The 22878-nt window shown below is 64.5% G+C and carries 21 protein-coding genes; 7 read left to right on the forward strand and 14 right to left on the reverse strand.

What is annotated here, in order from left to right:
- Positions 1–267: 267 nt before the first annotated feature.
- From LWP59_RS34615 to LWP59_RS34635, 5 genes are all read left to right on the forward strand, one after another.
- The gene (locus LWP59_RS34615) at positions 268–726 is read left to right on the forward strand and encodes a hypothetical protein (protein WP_229858647.1); all 459 of its coding nucleotides are present in this window, start codon (positions 268–270) and stop codon (positions 724–726) included.
- Positions 727–800: 74 nt separating this feature from the next.
- Complete coding sequence (locus LWP59_RS34620; RefSeq protein WP_229858644.1) at positions 801–1517, forward strand: hypothetical protein; 717 nt, start codon at positions 801–803, stop codon at positions 1515–1517.
- A 476-nt stretch (positions 1518–1993) separates the two neighbouring features.
- Positions 1994–3262 (forward strand): hypothetical protein, encoded by a 1269-nt coding sequence (locus LWP59_RS34625; protein WP_233921952.1) that lies wholly within the window; start codon positions 1994–1996, stop codon positions 3260–3262.
- Complete coding sequence (locus tag LWP59_RS34630; protein ID WP_233921953.1) at positions 3226–3492, forward strand: transposase; 267 nt, start codon at positions 3226–3228, stop codon at positions 3490–3492. Before LWP59_RS34625 ends, LWP59_RS34630 begins: the two co-directional genes overlap by 37 nt.
- Positions 3489–4412, forward strand: a complete 924-nt coding sequence (locus tag LWP59_RS34635; protein WP_144646400.1) for an IS3 family transposase — start codon at positions 3489–3491, stop codon at positions 4410–4412. Before LWP59_RS34630 ends, LWP59_RS34635 begins: the two co-directional genes overlap by 4 nt.
- Positions 4413–4470: 58 nt before the next feature.
- Here LWP59_RS34635 and LWP59_RS34640 read toward each other — a convergent pair whose 3' ends face one another.
- Both LWP59_RS34640 and LWP59_RS34645 read right to left on the reverse strand, forming a co-directional pair.
- Positions 4471–6753 (reverse strand): hypothetical protein, encoded by a 2283-nt coding sequence (locus LWP59_RS34640; protein WP_144645989.1) that lies wholly within the window; start codon positions 6751–6753, stop codon positions 4471–4473.
- A gap of 512 nt (positions 6754–7265) precedes the next feature.
- A complete protein-coding gene (locus tag LWP59_RS34645) occupies positions 7266–8642 on the reverse strand; it encodes an AbiJ-related protein (protein ID WP_144645991.1) in 1377 nt (458 codons plus the stop codon).
- 224 nt (positions 8643–8866) lie between these two features.
- Here LWP59_RS34645 and LWP59_RS34650 point away from each other — a divergent pair, with 224 nt between their 5' ends.
- Positions 8867–10702 carry a hypothetical protein gene (locus LWP59_RS34650; RefSeq protein ID WP_144645993.1) on the forward strand — a complete coding sequence of 612 codons (1836 nt, stop codon included), beginning with the start codon at positions 8867–8869 and terminating at the stop codon, positions 10700–10702.
- Positions 10703–10765: 63 nt separating this feature from the next.
- On the opposite strand, the gene LWP59_RS34655 is transcribed toward LWP59_RS34650, so the two are convergent.
- From LWP59_RS34655 to LWP59_RS34700, 12 genes are all read right to left on the reverse strand, one after another.
- Positions 10766–11665 carry a hypothetical protein gene (locus LWP59_RS34655; RefSeq protein ID WP_144645995.1) on the reverse strand — a complete coding sequence of 300 codons (900 nt, stop codon included), beginning with the start codon at positions 11663–11665 and terminating at the stop codon, positions 10766–10768.
- A complete protein-coding gene (locus LWP59_RS34660; protein ID WP_186383644.1) occupies positions 11640–13205 on the reverse strand; it encodes a hypothetical protein in 1566 nt (521 codons plus the stop codon). The genes LWP59_RS34655 and LWP59_RS34660 overlap by 26 nt, the downstream gene beginning before the upstream one ends.
- A gap of 121 nt (positions 13206–13326) precedes the next feature.
- Positions 13327–14079, reverse strand: a complete 753-nt coding sequence (locus LWP59_RS34665) for a hypothetical protein (RefSeq protein WP_186383645.1) — start codon at positions 14077–14079, stop codon at positions 13327–13329.
- Positions 14080–14166: 87 nt separating this feature from the next.
- Positions 14167–14298 (reverse strand): hypothetical protein, encoded by a 132-nt coding sequence (locus tag LWP59_RS40525; protein ID WP_267903855.1) that lies wholly within the window; start codon positions 14296–14298, stop codon positions 14167–14169.
- Positions 14299–14586: 288 nt separating this feature from the next.
- A complete protein-coding gene (locus LWP59_RS41300; RefSeq protein WP_407653133.1) occupies positions 14587–14901 on the reverse strand; it encodes a tetratricopeptide repeat protein in 315 nt (104 codons plus the stop codon).
- Between the two features lie 33 nt (positions 14902–14934).
- Positions 14935–15858, reverse strand: a complete 924-nt coding sequence (locus tag LWP59_RS34670) for an IS3 family transposase (protein WP_144646400.1) — start codon at positions 15856–15858, stop codon at positions 14935–14937.
- Entirely contained in the window at positions 15855–16166 is a 312-nt protein-coding gene (locus LWP59_RS34675) for a transposase (protein ID WP_186383668.1), read from the reverse strand. Before LWP59_RS34675 ends, LWP59_RS34670 begins: the two co-directional genes overlap by 4 nt.
- A gap of 67 nt (positions 16167–16233) precedes the next feature.
- Positions 16234–17820 carry a tetratricopeptide repeat protein gene (locus LWP59_RS34680; RefSeq protein ID WP_186383620.1) on the reverse strand — a complete coding sequence of 529 codons (1587 nt, stop codon included), beginning with the start codon at positions 17818–17820 and terminating at the stop codon, positions 16234–16236.
- Entirely contained in the window at positions 17817–18890 is a 1074-nt protein-coding gene (locus LWP59_RS34685; RefSeq protein WP_144645603.1) for a class I SAM-dependent methyltransferase, read from the reverse strand. The genes LWP59_RS34680 and LWP59_RS34685 overlap by 4 nt, the downstream gene beginning before the upstream one ends.
- A gap of 9 nt (positions 18891–18899) precedes the next feature.
- Positions 18900–19073, reverse strand: a complete 174-nt coding sequence (locus tag LWP59_RS34690; RefSeq protein WP_186383619.1) for a hypothetical protein — start codon at positions 19071–19073, stop codon at positions 18900–18902.
- An 807-nt stretch (positions 19074–19880) separates the two neighbouring features.
- The gene (locus LWP59_RS34695; RefSeq protein WP_186383618.1) at positions 19881–20210 is read right to left on the reverse strand and encodes a PadR family transcriptional regulator; all 330 of its coding nucleotides are present in this window, start codon (positions 20208–20210) and stop codon (positions 19881–19883) included.
- A gap of 20 nt (positions 20211–20230) precedes the next feature.
- Positions 20231–20797, reverse strand: a complete 567-nt coding sequence (locus LWP59_RS34700; RefSeq protein ID WP_144645599.1) for a phosphotransferase — start codon at positions 20795–20797, stop codon at positions 20231–20233.
- Between the two features lie 116 nt (positions 20798–20913).
- Between LWP59_RS34700 and LWP59_RS34705 the strand changes: the two genes are divergently transcribed.
- Entirely contained in the window at positions 20914–21843 is a 930-nt protein-coding gene (locus tag LWP59_RS34705; protein WP_144645597.1) for a Fic family protein, read from the forward strand.
- The last annotated feature ends 1035 nt before the right edge of the window (positions 21844–22878 follow it).

Genomic DNA, 22878 nt, shown 5'->3' on the forward strand with positions numbered 1-22878 from the left:
AAGCGGCCACGCAAGCCCCGAACCCACCCGTCGAAGGTCCGGATTCAAGATGTGCGACACGATCCACACGGCGACGAGATCATCAAGGTCCTCATCGAGATGGTCGGGAAAATGAATGGCGACCTGGATCAAGATCCAGTCAGCCCGGTCGAAGTCCTGGTAAGCGACCCAACGTACCGCGACTAAACCCTGGACACAGATGAACCCCCTACGAGTGCCTGACCTGGTTCTTTCGGGCGCTCCGGGGGTCCATCTGCAACTTCATGTGTGGACCTTGGGGGAGCTTATTACAACCCGAAAGACCAGGTCAGGGCCCTTGAACGGCTCCGAGAGAAGCTCCCCAACCTCGACGCGCCCGAGCGGACGGCGGCCAAGCGGGACCGTCCCCGGCGTGCTCGGCAACTCACCGACGAACACATCCACGAGCTGATCGCCGGCTATAGGTCCGGCGCCACAGTCCACGCGCTCGGCGATCGGTTCGGCATCGACCGACGAACAGTCACCACCATCCTCCGCCGGTACGGCGCGCCGATACGCCCCCGCGGCCTCACACCCGACCAAGTCGACGACGCTATCCACCTCTACAGCCTCGGCTGGTCACTCGCCCGGATCGGCGCCCGCATGGACGTCACCGCCGACACCGTCCGCAAACGCCTCCTCGAACACGGCGTCACCATGCGCGACACCCACGGGCGCCCGCGCATCGAAGCAGGTGCCCCACGATGACCCCGTCCACAACCACCCTCTCAGCCCGACCAGGCTCGAACAGCACTCCCGTCGTCCAAGCCGTCACCGTAATCATGGGCATCGTCGTCAGCCTCACCTTCCTCTTCGGCTTCGGCAACGTCCTCAACCTCGCGCTCCGCCTCGGCGTGCCCGCCTGGATCGCGCCGCTCGTCGCACCCGCCGTCGACCTCTCGATCCTCGGACTTCTCCTCGGCATTCGACAACTGGCCCTGACCGGGGCGACACCGGCACAACTGCAGCCGGCCCGCCGACTGCTGATCTTCGCCAGCGCGGTCACGCTGGCCTTGAACGTGGCTGACCCTCTCGTAGCCGGCGAGTACGGCAAGGCGGCGTTCGACGCCGTAGGTGCGGTGTTGCTGATCGGGTGGGCCGAGGTCGGCCCGGATCTGCTGAGGACGCTGACTGTCGCATCTCGGCCGAACGGCACAGCGTCCGACGACGCGAAGCGGATGGACGCCCAACTCGCCGACGCACCAACCGCTGTCGGGCAGACGACGGATTCGTCCAGAGCGGCCACGAAACCCGAGGGCGGCTCCGGCGGGCAGAACAACCTGGCAGCTTCCGCCATAGTTGATGCCGATCTGCTGGAGCGGGCGAGGGAGGCGGACGCGCGACACTGGGATGAACACCGTCGGCCGATCTCCGCGGACACGCTGCGCAGGACGCTCCGCATCGGCACCGCCCGTTCCCGGCTGCTAGTAACCGCGATCCGGGCTCAATCGCAGGAACGATCAGCTCAAGCTGGCGTGCTGACGCACGCTGGAGAGTGAGGTGAGGTCGGGATGAAACTGTGGGAGAAGCACTGCTGCGTCCGCAGAACGTTCCTGCGCGTTGCGGACAGAGGCCGGATGGCCCCCACACCCCCTGGTCTATGCGCCCCGACAACACCCTGCTGGAACGCACTCTCATGCCGATGAGCGTGCGTTGGGATTGGCAGTGACCGGGCGGTGAGACAAATCAACGACAGGGGTCAGACAGGCTAACGATCGTGAGTGTCGGCGCCGATACAGAATATGACCGCCGCTGTCGAGGCTAGGGAAGGCTGTGACAGGTCTGGTTGTGCAGGGCACCGGGTGGGAGATCCTGGTGCGCGGCGACCGCGCCAGCACCCGTCGAGATCTTACGGGCTCCGATGTCGTCATCCTGGACGGCGTGACCGGCCGATACGTGTGGGCCGCACCGCCCACGGCGCCTCACTGCGGTCAGTCGGCCAGACAGTACGAGCACGATGTCATCTGAGGAACGCATGAACGAGCCCATCGCGCCGGACGATCCTGTTGAGCCCGAGGCTACGGGGACGCCAGCGTCAACTTCTGCTCCCCAGGACGCGGGCGCCAAGTCCGACACGCAGGCTGCCGGTAACGCTGAGCGCGGTTCGAGCACCTACGCGACCGGCGGTGGAGGAGTTTCGTTCGCACATCGCGTCGCGACGGTCTATCTGGCCAGCATTTTGACCGGGGGCCGGCGGGCCGAGGCATCGGAACTGCCGGTGCGAAAGGTGTCGTTTCAGACCAGTCCGGCGCATCCAGTTGATGACCTTCTTGTCGAGTGCGGCGACGGGGCAACCGAGGTAACGCTCGCCGTGGCCTGTCGAGCAACGCCCAATTTCGTCCAGAGCAATGACGAGACGGTGAAGCTCGTCGGGTCACTGCTCGCCGAGGTTGCGAGGTTTGACACCGACTCCCACCAGGTAGCGATCGCGACGGCCGGTTGGTCCACTCAGTGGGAGCAGCTCGCGACGGTGTGCGACATCGCGCGAGCCCATGCTGGCCCGGAATCGTTCCAGGCGTCTATGGATGTAGAAGGCCGGTGGTCCAAGCCAGTGCATGAGCGGCTCGGCCAGTTTCTAAAGATGATTGAGAAAGCCGTCGAAGACGAGACCTCGGATGAAGAAGTTCGTCAGCTGGCGTGGCGGCTCCTTGGACGGCTGCACATTCTGGGGCTCGCAGTTCAGAGCCCAGACGGGGGCGACCGCACGGCGGTGGCGACATCGCTGGACGGTGTCGCCTCAGCATCAGTCGATGGGACCGTGGTCCGGGACCGGATCGAGGTAGAGGCAACCCGCTACGACGCGACCGGCGCCGTGGTGGACCTCAACCTCCTGCGCCGTGACCTCCACGTCGTCATAGACGCGGCGAAGACACGAAGCCGACACGCGTGGACGGTGGTCACTGAACACCGAAAACTGGCCGTAGCCGGCGTGCGAACCGCCATCGGTGATGGTTCGTCCGGTGGTCCGGTCGAGATCGCACTCACCGACAGGCGCCAACAGCTCACTGCGGCCCTGCGCGAAGCGGGTACTCGGGGGTCGGCCTTGCTGATATCTGGTGAGTCCGGCACCGGTAAGAGCGCGTTGACGCTGTTGAGGTTCCCCCGGTTGCCCGGAGACTTCCAAACCAGGTTTTATCATGCGAACCGAGGAAGGAAGTCATCGTGGCTGCCCCTAAGAAGTACCCGGATGAGCTGCGGGAACGGGCCGTGCGGTTGTATCGGGAGTCCGATCCCAAGCCGGTGATCCGCCGGTTGGCCGAGCAGTTGGGCGTTCATCACGAGGCCCTGCGGAACTGGATCCGCCAGGACGAGGCCGACCGCGGCGAGCGGCATGATCGGTCGAGCACCGACATGGTCGAGGAGAACCGGCGGCTCAAGCGGGAGAACGCTGAGCTGCGGCGGGTCAACGAGGTGCTGCGAGCAGCCAGCGCTTATTTCGCCTCCGTGATCGCCCCGACCCGGAGGACGTCATGAGCTTCATCGACGCGCATGAGTTCTCGGTCGATCTCGTGCTGCGGGTCCTGGGCATCCCACCGTCGACCTACTACGACTGGCGGGCCCGGCAGTCCGCATCGAGCCGCCGGGCGCTTCAGGACGCTCAGTTGCTGGAGATGATCGTCAAGATCCGCTGCTCGCACGAGTTCGCCGCCACGTACGGGTCGCCGCGGGTGTGGCTGGAGCTGCGCCGCCAGGGGATCCGGGTCGGCCGCAAGCGCGTCGAGCGGATCATGCGCGAGCACGGCCTACAAGGCGCGTTCCTGCGCAAGGGCTGGAAAGGCGGCTCCACCAAGCAGAATCCGCGCCAGACGGCCGCACCGGACCTGGTCAACCGGCAGTTCGACGCCGATGCCCCGAACCGACTCTGGGTGGCCGACCTGACCCGGATCATGACCGGTGAAGGGGTGTTGTGGCTGGCCTCGATGCGGGATGCCTTCTCCAACAAGGTCGTCGGCTGGGCCACCGCCGCCCGCGCCGACACCAGCCTGGTGCTCACAGCGCTGGATTACGCCCTGCGCTCCCGCGACGTCCATGATGGACAGTTGATCCACCACAGCGACAAGGGCTGCCAATACGCGGCTCTGCGGTTCACCCAGCGCCTGGCCGACGCCGGCATCGCGCCCTCGACCGGCAGCGTCGGTGACAGCTACGACAACGCACTCGCCGAGAACCTGTGGTCGACCATCAAAACCGAGCTGATCTACTGGCCCGGCAACACCTTCACCACCCGCACCGAGGCCGACTCGGCGATCTTCCGCTACATCGACGGCTGGTACAACCCCCGCCGCATCCAGGAACGACTCGGCGGACTGTCCCCCGACGAGTACGAAGAAGCATGGCGCATCCGGCAACAGACCAGACCGGCTAGACTCCCGGCCGAGCCGGACGAATCCTGATAACCAAGTCTCCGGCAAAGCGGGGGAACCTCAAGTCGACTCGTTTCGGTGATGAGCCCTAATACAGCCAAGGAATCAGATCGACGGGCGTAGGGCCTGGTTTGGGATCAGGTTCGTCTTGGGTGTCGGCGTAGAGCGCCGTCAGTCCAGGCTCTCCAGTCGTGGGGCCAGTTCGCCACCGGAGCGGTGGCACATGGAACCGCTTGTCAACGTTCTCGTTGGCCCAGGCGATTGCGGCAAGCTGGCTCGCAGGGCTTGGCATGGGGTGATCGGCGACGGTGAGCAGCATCGCCCAGCAGTCGGTGTGTCGACGGAGGAACCAACGTCGGGCTTGAGGATCAATGGTCCACCACGAGCGGGCGTCGCCGTCGGCTATGTTCCAGCCGAGAGATACCGCGCCACCGCTGCTGAGCAGGTGATCCGCCCACTCGCGGGCCGCTTCGGGCGAATCCGCGCAGTCAGTCATGGTCGCGGCCAGGCGTGACAGACGGATGTGGCCCGAGTTCCAGTGCACAACGAACGTTGCGGGGGATGCGGAGGCGGTAGCGGGACGTGGCTCGTCGTAGGTGGTCTTCAAATCATTGAGAACCGCGAGGTCGGTCATGGCAGCGACGTTGTCAGACTCGATCAACAGGCGGCGCAACTCGGGGTGTGCCGCGAAAGTTGCGCGGTCACGAATGACAAGCACGAGGCCGACGCCTGCGAGGTGGCCAGTCCGGAGAATCTCGTTCGCGCACGCTGCGGCATGTGGATCGTCGAGGACGTCGTCGGCGTCATCGATCGCCATCAAGATGCCTGGCCATTCGGGTGTCGGCCGGTCGAAGTGCCGGCCGTCCCCGCGAAAGCGCATGATGTAGTCGGCAAGCCGGTTGAGGTTGTTGATCGTGTCGGGCACGTTGGTGGAGATCCAGCTCTGATCTGGGAAACTGCCACATACGGCCGACAAGTCGTTCTCGTTGCGGGGATCGGCAGGTACGACGAAAAAGACTTCGGACGCCGCGGCCTCGTACGTGATCACACGTAGCATGTTCGATTTGCAGTTTCCCGGATCGCCGAAGATCAGGCCGTGCTCGACTCGTCCTGCGGGTGAGTGCAGGTGCCAACGCCCTACCTCGGCTTGGTTATCTTCAGTGCTCACCCCGATACGGATGGTTCCGGTTATCGGGTCGTAGCTTGACCCGCCGGGATGGAAGATCGGGGCGTCCCGTCGCAAGCGCTCAGCGCGCTGGTGGAGGAGTTGCTTGCGTAGCTCAGTGAGCGGCGGGCGCGGGCGAGGCGTCGTGTCGACTGCCGGGGCTGCGGGTGCCAGGAAGTCCGCGGGCCGGCGGACCGATGGTGCTTGATCGCCGAAAATGGCCAGGACGGTGCCTGATGCCTCGGCTCGGCTGGCGAAGATTTCCTTCCCATGGCGGACGGCGAGTGCTTCGAGGCGGTGTGGACTCAGCTCGGTGGCGCTGATCCCTCGCAGCACTGGCCGGCGAGGGTGCGGGGGGAGGTCCTGGGAAATGAAGTGGCTGCGGTGGAAGTTTGGTTCCTGCCGAGAGTAGAAGCGAGCAAGCCCGGCCCAACCGTCGAGATGGACGTTGAGCAGGCGGAAGCCGGCGTCTCTCATCTGCCGCATCGCCGCGGTCGGCTCGGTGACGCGCCATTCCAGGAGCTTGTTGTTGTAGTCCGGCGCGAAGTAGGACACCAGGCTGTGTTCGATCAGGTCCACCGCGGGCTTCAGGATGTCGCCACCCTCGATGGCGAAGATCTTGTAATAGGCGTTCAGATCCGGGCCTTCGTCGTCGTCCTCAATGTGATCGTCCGGGGACCAGCTTCGTTTGTGGAGGGCGAGCGGGGCGAGGAAAATGTCCCAGTCACTGCCGACGTGCTCGGCGTAGATCTGTTGAAGTTTCTGGTGGCGGGCAGTGCGGGCCAGCGTGGTCTGATCGAACGCCATGCCAACGTAGAGGACTTCCTGGCGGGCGAGTTCAGCCTGAGCGTCTGACAGCAAAGATCCCAGGGCCCATGCGTCGCCGTGCAGGAGCTGTTCGCCAGCGTTGAGCGAGAAATATGACCCATCTGGGTGAATGGTGAAGTTTCGCGTAGGACCGAGGTCCGAGACGTCGGCGCCAACCTGCACGGTCAAGCTGGAGCCGTCCGGCCGCCGCGTGGTGACGTCAAGGGTCAGGACATCCTCGTCAAGTACAACCGAGTCCGGCGCGATCCGCACGGCCGGTCGGCGGCTGACGATGTACCACCGGCAGCCGCGAAGGGCTTGATCGAGCTTGTCAACGTCACCAAAGCGCTGCTGGTAGATGTGCTGCACTCGTATCCGGTAGCTGAGTGTTCCGGCCATGACATGGGAGGTTACGGAACGGGTCTGACAAATTACAGAGCGAGCAACGCTGCGATGTCTAGGACCTCCAGCAGTGGTCAACACCGGGATAGCGGCATCGACCGGGCCGCTGAGGCGCTCCGCCGGAGGCCACAACCCGCCGACGCCGACCGGTGATCAACCGGATCGCCGACCCGACGACCGCTGATACCGTAGCGCCGAGGACGGCCGCGTGTTCTGTGTCGTCGAGATGGTCTGACCGCCTGATGGGGCGCCTATCCGGCCAGCGAACAGGCACTCGACCTCCTGGTGAGATGGTTTCGTCAGGTGTCGGCCCAACCCGTGGCGCAAGTCAAATGACTACCGCCGAGGTCCGGAACCGCGGAGTCGTAGTTATGCGAGGTAACAGGCAAATCTGACGATGCGACTAATATTTGACGGCCCGCCATCCCTCCCCCATGATGACGGGCCGTCGTCGCATCCGGCCCCCAGGAAGGCCAGGCGACCGCTATTCTTCGTCAGACCAGGGCGGTCTACGAGGTACCTACTCCGAAGGCACGGAAGAGATCGCGAAAGAACTCGTGGATAGTCGTGCGCGCTTGTTCTTCAGTTCGCAGCTCGTCAGCTCCGAAACGGAAAACCTCGTAACCACCAAGCTTGAGGTCACGATCGGCGCGCATATTCGTGGCGTACAACGCAGCATCCGCTCGCCCGTCCGTGGAGTAGTGGCGCTTCCCGTCTACTTCCAGCACGACTCGGTGCCCGTGGGGCAGCAAGAGCAGGAAATCCATCCGGAACCTGAGCAAAGCGTCCCTTCCGCGAGCTTGAATGGTCTTCGGGTCCCAGTGAAGCCAAACTTCAGGCAGGAGTGCCGGCAAGTTGGGAACGTCGGCCCCGAAGACCGAGTGGTACAGGCGATACAGGTTACGCTGCGGCGGCGAACTGGCCGGCAAGCAGTCCTGTAGCCGGCTGTATAGCGTCCTCTTCGCGTCGGCGTCGGTCTTTAGATCGCGCGAGTCTTTCCACCATGCTTGCAGGTCCCGCCAGCGGAGACCGTCTGACCCAATGGGTCTGTCGTAAACAAGAACACTATCGGTGTTCCCTACAATCTCGATGTCATTGTCGATGGCGTCACTAAACCGAATGTCAGGTTTTGTTGTCGACGCGAAGATTAGATTCTTTGGGCGGCCACGACTGGATCGCGTAGAGACAAGGCTGAACAGCGGATATCCGCCATCCTCACCGGTTTCGCGCAGCTCGACACCCACATGGTCGAGGTGCGGGTTGACCGCAGCGACGAACCGGCGCTGCGCCTCCACCTCTGGCACGACGTCCGCCGAAGCGAGCCCCTCAAGGAATAGGGCAAACCGTTTGTCTGAGGCTTCGAAGGCCCCCAGTCGTTCGAATAGCTCCTCGGCCGACCAGTCGGAATTGCGGTAGACATGTTGGGCGATGTGGTCCCGGAGGGTTCTTCTACCACCGAAGATAGCCCCGAACGGGTCGTCGTCCAAGACCCACAAACTATCGAGCAATACAGTGAAGCGATCTCCATCGTGGACAAGGTCGTCGAGGTGGAGGGCACGGGCGATCTCGCGCCGAGTTCGCTTCGGGATCGCTGGTTCACCTCTCATGGCCCACAAGGTGTCCTGAACGATGTTCCGCTCCGCTGCGTTCAGCCCACCGGCCTCCAACACCTTCTCCGCAACACGAGCCAAGGCCGCGTCGGGGACTTCTGCGAAGCTGGCCGAGGCACGCTCGTACTTTGACCCTTCGTTCGCCTGCGGCGGCGCCGGGAGGCCGAGTGCCTCACACGCGGCAGTCAGCGTGGCATGCGTGTTGGCGCCGCTGATACGCGAGGGAACAAATTCGAGAACCTCGCGAAGTTTCGCCAGGTCAGCAGCACTAGCCATCAACCGATTTTGCCAGACATCTGATCAGCCCTGTTCGGTCGGATGCCGAGGCAACTGCACGGACTTGCAGGCCACATACTCGGCGGCCCAGTCCCGCCCGAGCAGCGTGGTCATCGTGCTTGACGGCCGTCCGGTTGCGCCAGCTTCGCGTGGGCTCCGTGACCACGCGTCGGCCAAGGTAGGGCGAACAGAGGTGCATCACCTGGATCAGCGAGGATGAACGAGTGGTTGATGACCTGAGCGGGCTTGGTCCGCAGGGCTTCGAGCGCCTCACCCAGGCGCTGGCCGTTCGCGTCCTGGGGCCGGGCGTCGATGTGTTCGGCGAGGGACCGGATGGCGGGCGCGAAGTGAGCTTTCACGGCCGGCTGCCGTACCCGAGCCCTGCCGAACCCTGGGACGGCTATGGCGTCCTGCAGGCCAAGTACAAGGCGAGGATCACTGGCACCCGATCGGATACGGCGTGGGTGAAGCAGCAGATCACCGCTGAGCTGAAAGCGTGGACCGACCCCGCCAAGAAGCGCGTGCTCGACGGTCGGTTGCCGGAGTATCTGATCTTCGTCACGAACGTCCCTCTGTCCGCTGTGCCAGGCAAAGGCGGCAAGGACCAGATCGATGCTCTGATCCGAAGCTACGCGAAAACACTCGGACTGAAGGGGTGGGCGGTCTGGGACGGCACCGCCGTCTCCACGCTGCTCGACAGCTTCCCCGAGGTGCGCCGGGCGTTCAGCGCATTGATCACCCCCAACGAGGTACTTGCGGCGATGCACGACCATCTGACCGCGCCCCCAACTCCGCCGCGGGTCGATGTCGTTATCACCTCCCCGCAATATCGCCCTGGTCAGCCCGGACACGAATCGGTCTTCCAGTCCGCTTACGATGCCGCCGGAGCAGCCGGCCTGCTCGGCGAGGCGATGGGCGAAGTGCAGGAGGCCGGACCGGGCTGGGTGCAGCACTTCACCGGCGTACCTGGTGGTGAGCCTGCCGCACTGGCCGAATTGCCGGGAAAGCCCGCTTCGGCGATGGCCCGCGTGGTGTGGAACGACCTGCAAGCGATCGGGGATGGGCTACCGAACTCCGGCACGATTGGTGTCGGGTTTCCCGCCGCCAATCGAGCCGCTCCAGTTCCGTACATTCGCTCCGACCAACAGGTGATCGAGTTGGAGGGCGGGCTGTGGGGACGCCGAGGGCGAGGCCGCCTGCTTCGCCGTCCCGGCCAGCCCGCGGTATGGCAGACTGAAATCATCTTCGACAGCGAAGCTGTGCGAGACAAGGATTCCTGGACGAGCCTGGCCGACAAGCGCGACCTACGGCTGCGGGTTGCCGGGCGAATTCCGCTGGTCGCGGAGGACTGGGGAATCACCGACCCCGGTCGAGCCAGGATGCTGACCGCACTGGAACAGACCGGGTTGGGAGAGGTCTGTCAGCGCCTCGCCACTCGATACGGACTTGACACAACCAGGGCAGGCTGGCAAGAGATCGACGAGCCCGACGGTCACAACAACAGCCGATTCAGCGCTCATCACCAGACCGTGGTCGGCATTGATGGACGCCCCGCAGTATCGACGTGCCTGTACATGGTGCTACCCGCCGGTCACAGCACAGATTTGCGGACCGTGGCCGACTTGCGGATCGATTTCACCGCAATCGATCCGTCCACAGCATCGGCTGGTCCCGCGCAGATTCCTCCCGCCCTTCGGGTCACGATGACCGAGTTGGTCGAGTTCTTCGCCCATGCCTGGCACGTTGCAACGGTGATCCTCCCGTTGGCGGCCACGGACGATCTGCTGCATACGCCGCCAGCCGGCGCACCGCGACTGGAGCTCTACATCCAGAGCGAACGCCCCGAAAACGGAGGAGCAGAACGCACGGTCCGGGCCTTGGATATGGTCGATTTGTCTACCCTCGGCGCTCCACGCAGCAACCAGTCCCGAGATCTGTCGGTCGCCGTTACTACCCCGTTGGGACTGCCGCGCACGGAGATCGACATTCTGGTCCACGACGGTCTGAAGCGGATGGCCGCCGACTTCGGACTGGTCGTTCGACCGCGGAGCACGACGTAGCCGAGCCCGAAGTAGGGCTCAACAAGCATCGCTGGCCTGAATCGCCGGGGACTTCGTCGTCCCTCAGATCGGGATGGTGGTTTGCTGAGGCGTTCCCGGAACGGGTTCACCGAAAAGCAGCGATCGTGCGCGTGCCAGGAAGCCCTTATCCAGACCGGTGGTGGTCACGAGGTACTGCACGATGTCGGCGGCCTGTTTCGCGGCCAAGTCTTCATGCAGCGAACCAAGATCCGCCGGTTCGACGCGCTGAGCCAGCGCCGTTACCGTGGTGAGCACTTCAAGCAGCCGAAGTGCTGGCAGCACACGGTCGGGCCGGCGCATCACCCTGGTGATCAGCTCTCGGAGTTTGGGGTAATACGCCGGCAGCGGGTCGACATTGACATCGGCGGGCAGCGCCCCGCCTTCGCGGAGACTCGCGAGCAGGCCGGACAGCTGCTCTTTCTCCCGCAGGCCCACGACGCCGCCGAATAGGTACTCTTGCAATCCGCGATCTGGGTCGGACACGTGGGCGGATCGGATGGCGTGGATGGTGTGGCAGAGGCTGACCAGGTAGAGCCACGTCAAATCGAGGACCAACGCGAGATGGCGTGGATTCCGTGGGTCAAGTTGGTCGGCACACGCGCGGAGGTGCTCGACCATCTGCATCAGGTTGCGATAGTCGTCGTAGAGCCAGTAGCCGAACTCCCGGTAGTCGAGCAGCGGCTTGAGCCTCTTGTCCAAGCCGGTGAAAGCGGCCAGGACTTTCGTGGCAGCGGACACCTCGAACAGGTGAGAAAGTGGTGCGGCGTCCAGGGAAAGCTCGGATGGATGGAGTTCTTCTAGCCGATCAAGGTCAGCACTGGTCAGCGTGGTGATCCCCAACCGGGTGGCGAGTTGTCGGGCAGCGTCCGTGACCACGGAATCACGCACCATGTATGCGTCGTCGGCAGCGAAGAAATCACCCACGCCGCGCACCCAGAACATGCGACCGGTGGAGCCACCTGGTGTGGTCTTGCAATCCACGATCGTGCTGTGCAGGCGAGCCCCGCCGGTCAGGCTGAGGCCGAGTACGTCGAGATCGGTAAACGACTCGGGCTGGGACGAACGTTTTCCTCGCTCCTTGGAGGTGTCCGGCCCCGTCGCCGGGCCCCATGCGCCTCGCAGCTGCACGTCGAGCCGGGTGGTATAGCCCATCCTCCAGAGCAGCCTGCGCGACGTGACCTTGAGGCCGAGATCTTGTTCGCTCATCGAATACGTCCCGTCCCAACGCCGCATCCACAACCGTCTGCCATTGCTTGGGCGACACGATCGCCTTGTTGCGGAGTCGGGCCGTCGTCTGCATCGGGGCGGAGAACGGCTGGCCGAGCAACAAGGCGGCGCGGGCTTGCTCGTCGCCGACTCGACTCGCGACCGGCTCGCCGTGGGTGATCAAGTCGCGGGCGATACGCAGAGCTTCACGGTTGTCCTCGGTATCGATGAACCGAGGGCGTACCCAGCTTCCGCCGGGCAACGAGTCTGGGGCGAAGGCGATGATGCCAGCCGAGTGCATGAGCCGGTATTGCCTCTCGTGGGACGAGTGAGGTTGCAGGATGCCACGGTTCGGGTCAAGGAGCTTGTCGATGACATCGACCAGCGCGGTGGCGGGCAGGCTGGTCGCTCCGCCGAAGTGCTGCCCACACCGGAGACAGGCCAGCACCGCCAGCGCCTTCTCCAACACCGGCTTCCGGCCACGCAGCAGCTGTCGATCGAGGGTGTAGGGCAGCGCGGCGAACGGTTGCACCGTGTGATTCGGCAGCTCCACCGCCGGGGCAAGGAGGAGACCCCGCGCGATGGCGTCCTGCAGGATGGGTTGAGCCTCAGTGATCGGCATTCCCTGCTCACCGCGCAAGGTAGCGAAGGCGTCCGCCAGATGAGCTGAGCCGTGTTCGCGCACCAAGTCACCGACGACATCCGGATTCTCGAAGCCGAAGAATGGCGAGTACACCACGTCCCCGTCCAACAAGGGGATCGTCTTGACCAGCTCGGCCCTGCCACCGACTTCGAGAAGACGGGGAACCGCGGCGGTATCCAGACCGATCCGCGTTGCCAACTCCTCGACCGGCACCGGCGTGTCGGCGAGGCCGTCGACCAAGACCACCATCTGTTGTTCGAGCTCGGTCGGTTGGCGGGCTCGCCAGGCTCGACCGAGCTCGGCGTAGAGGTCGTCGTAGTAGGGGACGTTCTCGGTGAAACGGATGATCTTGCCGCCCGCGGTCTGCACCCCCTGGACGAACTCCACCTCGGCAAGCGCTCTCATGACAGCGTCGAAGGCAAACTGGTTGACGTCCAACTGCTCGGCGGCCACTGCGCGCAGCGCCTGTGCATCATTGATGACGTCCTGACCGCGGATGAGCGCGGCGAGGCTAGCTGCCATTCCGATCAATTGGGTGTCAGCCAGGGGTGTCAACGTACCCGAGTTCGGGTCGACATTGCGCAGGCCAGCGTGTACGTCCTGGCAGCGAAGCCCCTCGTCAAACGGCTCCATCTCGCCCCCTCAGCATCAACCCCGTCACTCTAGTCGGCCTAATCGTCCCCGTCGGGTCGATCGTTTCGGCCGGACCAGCTCGCCGGTTTCCCAGCCACGTGACAAGACTTCAAACGGCCACCTAGCCAGCTCGGGCTCGCAGACGGGCCTGCCCGGTCCGCGATCGCTCGGGCATCCGGCTGGATGCCGCGGCGCCAGGATGAAGAACTAGGCGGGCGCGGCGTGGCCGGGACGCTGAGCCCTTGCCGCGGACGGACACCTCGATCTCGTGCTCGACGAGGTACCCATGACCGTTGCCGAGGCCGCCGTGCCGGTGATCCGTTGCGGAGACCCGCAGGTCCGCCGCCGGCCACGCCTCGCCGTACCCGAACGGGACCAAGACCTTGCCGCGGTTTCTCGCTCGGCTGATCAGGCTGCGGGCTGTCGGCTGGCCCACCGGCCCACCGGCCGCAACACCGGCCCCGACAACCACGATGTCCAATCCGTCGAGCAAGGCGTCCACCACGACCGCCCAATGGGAGCCGGGGTTCGGCACGACGGCAAGCCGTTCCAATACGACGTCGCACTCGTGAGCGGCCAGCAACCCCAGGTCGGGCATACCGACGACAGCTGCCCACGAGCCGGCTTCCGTCGCAGCGGCCAGCATGATCAGCAGCAGTCTGCTTGGTCCATCCACCGCGACGGTGGCACCCAACGGCAGGCCGCCGGCCGGCAGCAACGCGGCCACGTCAGGGCGTACCGGCAGAACTGGCCGCGTCGCCTGGTCGGCGGTCGCCGCGGCGACCGCGCCCGCAGTTCTGACCGCGCCTGGCGCACGTCGCTCGAACACCGCCTGCAAGGACGCGATCGGTGATGTGCTGGTCACCGTCGTCATCGATAACCTCCCCGGAGAAGCCGTGCACCAGGTGCGCGGTCCGCCAAGGGGAAGTCGGCGGTCTTACATCGGGCCCTGCTCGTACCGCTACGTCCGGCTCGTCAGGTACGGCGCGTCGTCCATTTCGGCGATGTTGGCCACCGGACCGGAGCTGCGCAGGAACCAGGAATGGTTCGGCTCGCCTTCCGCGGCGCACGCATCACAGCGCACCTGGAGCACACCTCCACCCTCCGTCAACCTGCACCCGCGCGGCCGAAGCGCATGACGACCAGTCCGACACGTCGCGGGGACGACGACGGCCCTCCTCCCGGTTCCGTCCGTCCGGTAGTGCGCCTCCGCGTCAACAGGCCGAGGTTGAGTAGGCAGCAGGTCTATGAGCAGCGACGATACCACGACGATTCGCACAGGTGTTCGATACGTCGAAATGGGTGTGGTGTCATGATCGGGTCAAGGTTCGTCGAACTGCCCGCATGACGACGGCGCTCCTCGGCGTCGCGCCCTAACCGTCTACGTGCCGCCGTCGGGCCGCTGCTCGGAACGGCTACCGATCGCCTCCGGGGACGTCGAGCGCAGGGCGGATGCGGATGCTCGGTGTCTTTCTGCGAGGTCGTTGTCCCCAGATTCTTCATAGATCGCTACCAGGACGTCGTGGGCATGGGCTTGTTGGTGGCGGGAATCCAGGCGGACCATCACGGCGAGAGCGCGGATCGCGAGCTCTTCAGCGGTAGTGTGATCCCCCGCGTGGCGACGTGCACTGGCCAGCGAGATGTCAGCGCGGGCGGCGTTGTACGTGTCAGGCTTATGCAGGGTGGACAGCAGAATTGAGGTTCCCCCGCTTTGCCGGAGACTTGGTTATCAGGATTCGTCCGGCTCGGCCGGGAGTCTAGCCGGTCTGGTCTGTTGCCGGATGCGCCATGCTTCTTCGTACTCGTCGGGGGACAGTCCGCCGAGTCGTTCCTGGATGCGGCGGGGGTTGTACCAGCCGTCGATGTAGCGGAAGATCGCCGAGTCGGCCTCGGTGCGGGTGGTGAAGGTGTTGCCGGGCCAGTAGATCAGCTCGGTTTTGATGGTCGACCACAGGTTCTCGGCGAGTGCGTTGTCGTAGCTGTCACCGACGCTGCCGGTCGAGGGCGCGATGCCGGCGTCGGCCAGGCGCTGGGTGAACCGCAGAGCCGCGTATTGGCAGCCCTTGTCGCTGTGGTGGATCAACTGTCCATCATGGACGTCGCGGGAGCGCAGGGCGTAATCCAGCGCTGTGAGCACCAGGCTGGTGTCGGCGCGGGCGGCGGTGGCCCAGCCGACGACCTTGTTGGAGAAGGCATCCCGCATCGAGGCCAGCCACAACACCCCTTCACCGGTCATGATCCGGGTCAGGTCGGCCACCCAGAGTCGGTTCGGGGCATCGGCGTCGAACTGCCGGTTGACCAGGTCCGGTGCGGCCGTCTGGCGCGGATTCTGCTTGGTGGAGCCGCCTTTCCAGCCCTTGCGCAGGAACGCGCCTTGTAGGCCGTGCTCGCGCATGATCCGCTCGACGCGCTTGCGGCCGACCCGGATCCCCTGGCGGCGCAGCTCCAGCCACACCCGCGGCGACCCGTACGTGGCGGCGAACTCGTGCGAGCAGCGGATCTTGACGATCATCTCCAGCAACTGAGCGTCCTGAAGCGCCCGGCGGCTCGATGCGGACTGCCGGGCCCGCCAGTCGTAGTAGGTCGACGGTGGGATGCCCAGGACCCGCAGCACGAGATCGACCGAGAACTCATGCGCGTCGATGAAGCTCATGACGTCCTCCGGGTCGGGGCGATCACGGAGGCGAAATAAGCGCTGGCTGCTCGCAGCACCTCGTTGACCCGCCGCAGCTCAGCGTTCTCCCGCTTGAGCCGCCGGTTCTCCTCGACCATGTCGGTGCTCGACCGATCATGCCGCTCGCCGCGGTCGGCCTCGTCCTGGCGGATCCAGTTCCGCAGGGCCTCGTGATGAACGCCCAACTGCTCGGCCAACCGGCGGATCACCGGCTTGGGATCGGACTCCCGATACAACCGCACGGCCCGTTCCCGCAGCTCATCCGGGTACTTCTTAGGGGCAGCCACGATGACTTCCTTCCTCGGTTCGCATGATAAAACCTGGTTTGGAAGTCTCCGGGCAACCGGGGGAACCTCAAATGCGGGCGCGTTCCAGATGCTCGGTGGCCTCGGCGGCCCGGTCGAGCTGAACCAAGGCGTCCCCGAGGTTGATCAGCGCCAAGCCCTCGGCACGCGACCGTCCGAGGTCCCGCAGGATTTGGACGACCTCCAGGAAGCAGTCCTCGGCCGCCTCTAGATTCCCGGTGGCTACGTGCAGGATGGCCAGGCTTTTCAGCGCGCTGGCATAGCCGCGCCGATCTCCGGCTTCGCTCGTGTCCCGCAACGCCTGGTCGACGTGACCTTGCGCCCGCTGGACATCCCCCTGTCCGGCGTAGGCGCGGGCCAGGCGCTTCCGGATGGTGTTGGTCGCAGCGACGTCACCGGTGGCCTGGGCCGCGATGAGGGCGATCTCGTCCACCGCGATGGTGTGGCCATTGTCCTTGTGGATGATGGCGAGCGGCTGCATCGCGTCGGCGAGAAGAATTGCGAGCTCCGGCTGGCCGAGGGGCGCGGCTTCGCCTACGGCGGCGCCAAGGTTGCGACGTTCGCGGTCCAGCCATGCGAGCGCCGTGTTGTAGTCCTCGATGTCGAACGGCAGGAAGTACGGGGGCGAGCTGGAGAAGAACCGATAGTCGAGTTCGCGGCGTGCCGGCATGACGGTGGACGCGGCAGCCCTGGCGGTGTGGAGGAACCAGCGCAGAATCCGTTCCTGGGTGGCGGCGCGGTCCTCTGGGAGATCGTGTTCTTCGGCCGCATGGCGAGCGTGTTCGTGAACCAGGTCGTGAAAGCGGTACCGGTCCGCGTCGAACTCGGTGAGCAGACTGGCATCAAGCAGTTCGCGAAGGAGGTCCTCGGCCGTGCCGAGATCGGTGTCGATCGCTGCTGCGGCCAGCTCCACCGAGAATCCTTGGCCGGGGGTCAGGCCCAACGCCCGGTACACGCCGGCAGCGGGTTCGGAGAGGCTCTCGTAGGCCGTGTTGAAACTGGCCTGGGCCGACAGGTCATCGTTCATCGACAGGTACTCCAATCGGTTATGGGCGCGGCGCAACGTGGTCACGGTGTAGGACAGGGCGCGGTGGGGACGGGCCGCGGCGTGCGCCGCGGCCACCGTCAACGCCAACGGCAAGCCGCCGCATAGCTCTGCCAGCTCACGAGCCGGGTCGCCATGCGCGGCAACAAGTTCCGCACCGAGGTGCTGACGCAGGAGTTCCAGCGACCCGTCGGCATCAAGGGACTCGACCGAGATCAGGTGTGCACCATCGGCCATCAGGCCGCGCAATGGGCGCTGACTGGTGACCACGGCGAGGCTGTGCGGCGAAGTGGGCAGCAGCATGCGCACCTGCGCGCTGGAGGCGGGTGCTTCCAGAAGCAGGGCGAGGCGGCGGTGTGCGCTGATCGTGCGCCACAGCGCGGCACGTTCGGCCTCGGCTTGGGGAATTTGGTCCGCAGGGACACCCAGAGCACGGAGGAACTGTCCGAGTATCTCGGCCGGCGCGGCTTCGGCGGGATGGGTGAGATCGGCATACAGCTGCCCGTCGGAAAAGCGCTTCGACCAGCGTGAGAGCGCCGACAATGCCAGTGCGGTCTTACCGACCCCCGTCAGGCCGCTGAGCACGATCACCGTCGGGACGGTGCCAAACTCGCAGGCGAGTAGGTCGTCGAGCTGGGTGAGCTCATGCTGCCGGTTAGCGAAGCGTCGTGATGCTGGAGGAAGTTGACGCGGCGGCGGGAGGGTGAGGCGGCCGAGGTGGACATGGACGTCGCCGTGCACGGCACCGGCTTGGACGCTGGCGCCGTACACCGATCCCGCCGTGTTCTGGATGCTGGGCCGGATCGTTGATCTTTCCGTGGAGCGGCCGTCGGCCGGTTCGGCATGAGCCATGAAGCCCTCGCCGCACCGCGAAATCTCGCCACCATGCAGCCAACAGCGTCGGCTGCGGAGCCAGCCTGCTCGGGCGGGTCGAAGTCCAGGCTCAGCACCTCCCACCCCGCGAGGCGGGCGCGGAGTTCCAACTCCGGCGGCGACAGGACGCGCCGCTGCAAGACGTCGGCTTCGGTTGTCCCGTCGTCATGAAGCCAGGTTCTGTGAGTTGTCAGCACTTGGGTCAGTGGATTCCACTCGCTGCGATCGGTGTACGTGGCGCGGAAATCTCCGATCTCAACGCGCCGCAGTGCTGCTGGGGTCAGGGCCCCAATGGGCGCCAGCAAGGTATGCAGGATCAACAGACTGTCTTCCTGAGCGTGCGCCGAGAACGTGGCGAACGCCGCCTCAAGATCCGGATCTTCATGGATGTAGGACAGGCTGTTGCCGACACAGAGTATGGCGTCGAATCTCCGACCGAGCCGAACGTTGCTGATGTCCCCGACGAAGAAGTCCGGTTCCGGCCGGTGTTCACGGGCGTAGGCAATCAGGTGTGGCTGCACGTCAACACCGACTACCGTGTAGCAGCGGGCCAAGCGCTCGGCGTCGACTCCGATCCAACAGCCGAGATCGAGCACGCTTTGGGCGTCCGGGTGGTGCTGGTTGATCAGGTTGGACCAGCGTTGAGCGTTGGCGTCGGCGTTCGGATGACGCAGCCGCTCGGCGAGGTCGGGCCGCCGGTAGATGAAGTTCGACTGAGTAAGTTGGTTGCCACGCATGGTGTTCCTCGAAGAGCGGGCCGGCGTGTGGGTCGGGATCAACTCGGTCACTGGGCGGATTCACATCCGCCGCAGGCCGTCCAGCACCTGCTGGAGGAAGGCGAGGTCAGGTCGCTTGCTCTGTCGAACCGCGCGAGTAGCAGCAGCTCGTTCTGCCGCCACTCGATCTGCCGCACCACGATCGTCGTTGACCTGTTCGGCTGCTTGGATGTCCAGGCTGCCGATCCGCGGCATGTACGCAGTTGCGACGTTGCGTAAGGCGTCCTGTGTAGACGAAGAATCAGTTTGCATGGCCGGGTAGTCATCGCCAGAAACAAGCCGGTGCCGCCCGACGTACCCAGTCGGAGGCTTGCGGACCGCAGGGTCGCCAGTGTCGGGATCACGCAGAACACGCGTTCGGCGAGGAACGTTGGCGGACACAAGCTCATTACCGACTCCTCACCGGACACGTCGGGTACACATCGGCCTCGCTGTCGTGGAGAATCATGTTCGCGGCACTGCCTTCCTGGCATCGACGTCATCCTCATGTCGCCTGATCAACCGGCGGTCAAGGCAGTGAAACCCGCCTGTATGCGGTTTCCCAGAGCGCCGATGGGGCGGTTATGAGGCGTCGAAGCGGCACCGACCATGGTGACCTGCACTTTTAAGGCCCCGATGGCGGCGGCCAGGGGAATGCTCGGTACCCGCGGGGCCGCGCTCCGGTCCGGAATGGCCACGGCCTGCCTCGGGCCCGTAGCGTCTTCCAGTCAACGGGCCGAACGTAGGCCGGGTCGTCGGCGGAGATGATCAGCGTTGCCTCCGGGTCCTCACTGCGGCGCCTTTCGTTTGCCCATCGGACCTGAGCAGGCGATAGGTCCGGCGGCGGCAAGTAGGCTTGCCGGCCGGCGCGCCACACCCGCATCTGCGCAATCGCAAGGAATGCGATCAGGACGACCAGTAGCGCGCCGACTGAGCCACCACCCAGAATCCAAACGGCCGTCATGCGGACCTATGTGTCCGCCAGCGTGCGGCTCCGGCCGGTCCGGGTGCCCTGATAAGTGATCACGCGATGGATGGATCGTCCTGCAGGTGAAGCGCAGGCCACCACCGCCGCATGAGCCCCGCCAGGCCAACCGTTGCGGCGCTGGGCATCTGTGCTGCGCGGACACCGAGGTTGGTGATCTGGTAGTGGCGGCGACGGGGCTGCTGCGGGTCAGCAGAATCGGGTTCGGCCCAGTAGGCGCGGACCCAACCGTCTGTCTGCAACCTCAGAAGGATCGGGTATGTCGTTCCCGGCAGCAGGCCCGTTCGGTCGTAGATCTCCAAGCCGCACAGCGCCTTGCCAGGATCGGAGGACAGCGTCGTCAGCACGGCGCGGGTGTTCTTGCGCATATGCAACATCTCCTGTTTGATCAACCGTCACTCGCGACGAGGAGTTCTCGGGTTCGATGCCGCTGCTGTTCGAAACGTGACGGCTCGTCGTGGCGGCGTTTCCAACGGACGGCCAGCCAACGCAGGGCGATGGTCCGCCGGGCCGCAGCGAAGCGGCGTCGGCCATGGTGGTCGTTGATCCCGAGCTCGGGCAGGAGCGCGAGCCACAGGTCGTCGTGGATTGCGCGGGCGCTGGGGTGTTCGATGAGTTCGGCCGCGTCGTAGGCGGCGTCGGAGTGACCGGCGAATTCCCAGTCCAGCACGTAGATGGTGGTGATGAAGTCGTGCCAGAGCCAGTTGTCGAGGTTGCCGTCGCCGTGGGAAAACACCAGCGGGGCCGGCTCGGCGAGTACGGCCACGTCGCCGCGGTCGTGCCAGGTGGCGATCAGGCCCGTCATGTCGCGGTTGAGCGCGTCGTCCGGGCCATGATGAAGCTGCTCGGACCACGTGGTGATACGGCGGACGAAGTCGTGGGCGGCGTCCAGGCGGCCGAGGTTGGCGAATGGCCCGAGCGGCACTCCGCGGATCTGGCCAAGGGCGGTGACCATGGCTGGCAGCGCCGAACTCGGCGTGGCCAATCCGGTGACGGGTACTCCTGGCACCAACCTCAACCCGAGCGCGGGCAGTTCGGGGGTCTATCAACGCCGAGCGCCTCTGTGCCGACTTGCTTCAGCTCTCGGGCTATTCAGACGTCGATCCGCAGGCCACCCTTGGCGGGCCAGATGGCAAGAAGGACGTCCTCGCCAGGCGTGACGGCAGACTTTATGTTGCCGCTGTCTATTTTCCTCCAACAAGCCCGTCATTCGCGCAAATCGAGGCCAAGTACGTCGCCGACCGACAGGGCGTCGACGGGAACGATGCCGACGGCTTCGTGTTCTTCATCAACCAGCACCTGTCACTCGGCCAACGGCGAGACCTCCTCCGCCAAGGCTCGGTCGACGACGAGATCTTCCACCTCGAACGGATTCGTTCAGTCCTCGACTCGCCGCGCGGCTACGGGCTGCGCTTGGACTATCTGGACCGCGAGATGAATGTCGAGGAGCAGGTCGCCTTCTTTAGCACACTGAGACATACGCGCGTCCAGGAGCTCATCGACAATGATGATCTTCTGCCCCAGATTGCCGCCGAGAAAGCTCCAATCGCCAACTTGGATTTCGCGCTTCTTCAATTGCTGCACCGTACGATGCTCGTACATGATCCGCGATTTAGGCAGATTGGGGGGCGACTTCGTACGATGCTCACCCAGGTACGAAACGGCATGGGGGACGTCATTTACACTCCGCCACACCCTAATGACGTTCCTAATGTTCTCGCCGAACTCTTCACTTGGTGGCGCAATGCGTATGCACTTGGACTTTCTACGCAAGACACCGAGCAAGTCGTCCAGTCGCTGGCACGGCTCCACTACGGAATCGTTGCCACTCTCCCGTTTCTGGATGCCAATGACCGCCTGGCACGCCTCATTACCGACCAGGCGGCCCGAGAACTTATCCGGAGGGGCGTGTCATTTGACTTGATCACCGATGGTGATGCCTCCGTTTTACGCCATCCAGGGCAGCGCAAAACGGAGGCATGCACAAGCTTGAAGAACTAATCTGGACTGCGCTCGAATAGACGTTGTAACACGCGACAATTGACTGGTGGAGTAGCAGTATTCGAACCATGCTTTATTTCCCCCGGCCCCGTCCGTTAGGTGCAGCTTCGCACTCGGCCCCGCCAGTGGGGAGACGAGTACGCGCAGGGCGCAGATGACCACAGTGACCCGCCAACGACCTCGCCGCCGAGAATGAAGTCACTCAAACAGCGGGCCGCTGCCACGTCGAGCCATCGAGCAGTGCTCACCGCTGCACCCTCTCCAGTACACTGTTGTGCCGGTCATGCCATGCAGCTGGATGCTGGAAGCGGATAGGACGTGATTGTGTTCGACTCGGAAGTCCTTGCAGCGCTAGGTCGCGTGGTCTTGATGCTGCGGGTCTTGAGACGGCATTGGCAGCGTTCGCTGGCGAACGACTTGCCCTGCACGCGATGGATATCATGGGAAAGCCGGGCGCCGCATTGAAAGCTGCGAAGCGTGCACTCCGTGACGTCGATAGTGAATACCAATCTGCCTACGAAACCGCCTTTTGTGAAGCTGAGTCTTTGCTGCAGCGTCGTCACGAGTTCATACACGCGATGTGGTCGGATAGGACTGAAGATAACTCGCCAGGGATTATGGTTATCCACATGAGGACATTCAGGCAGGTGGACGTCTCAGTTCAGATTTTGGATCGCTTCAGCGAAGATCTCCGACGTTGCAGCAGCAAAATTATTCGGCTACTAACAGCGCAGATAAATCATCGTCCAATATCCGACGTTATCCCCATGACATAGTCGCAAACCGCGCCCAACTGCACATAGAATGCGATGAATCCCAATTAACCGGCGAAGTAGCAGTATTCAAACCATGCGGTATGCTCCCGATGTCATATATCGACAACGCGGTACCGCGGCCCCTTTTCGGGCCAAAACGACTGGCGTACGACCTGTGTCTTGGTCGGGGTATCCGTTCGGCCGGTCTTGCTGGCGCTAGTCAAGTTCTCACTTGAGCATGTAGGCCAAAAACTGTTTCCGCTGGCCGCCAGGCAGTTCT

It is taken from the genome of Amycolatopsis acidiphila, assembly GCF_021391495.1.
Taxonomy (GTDB): Bacteria; Actinomycetota; Actinomycetes; order Mycobacteriales; family Pseudonocardiaceae; genus Amycolatopsis_E; species Amycolatopsis_E acidiphila.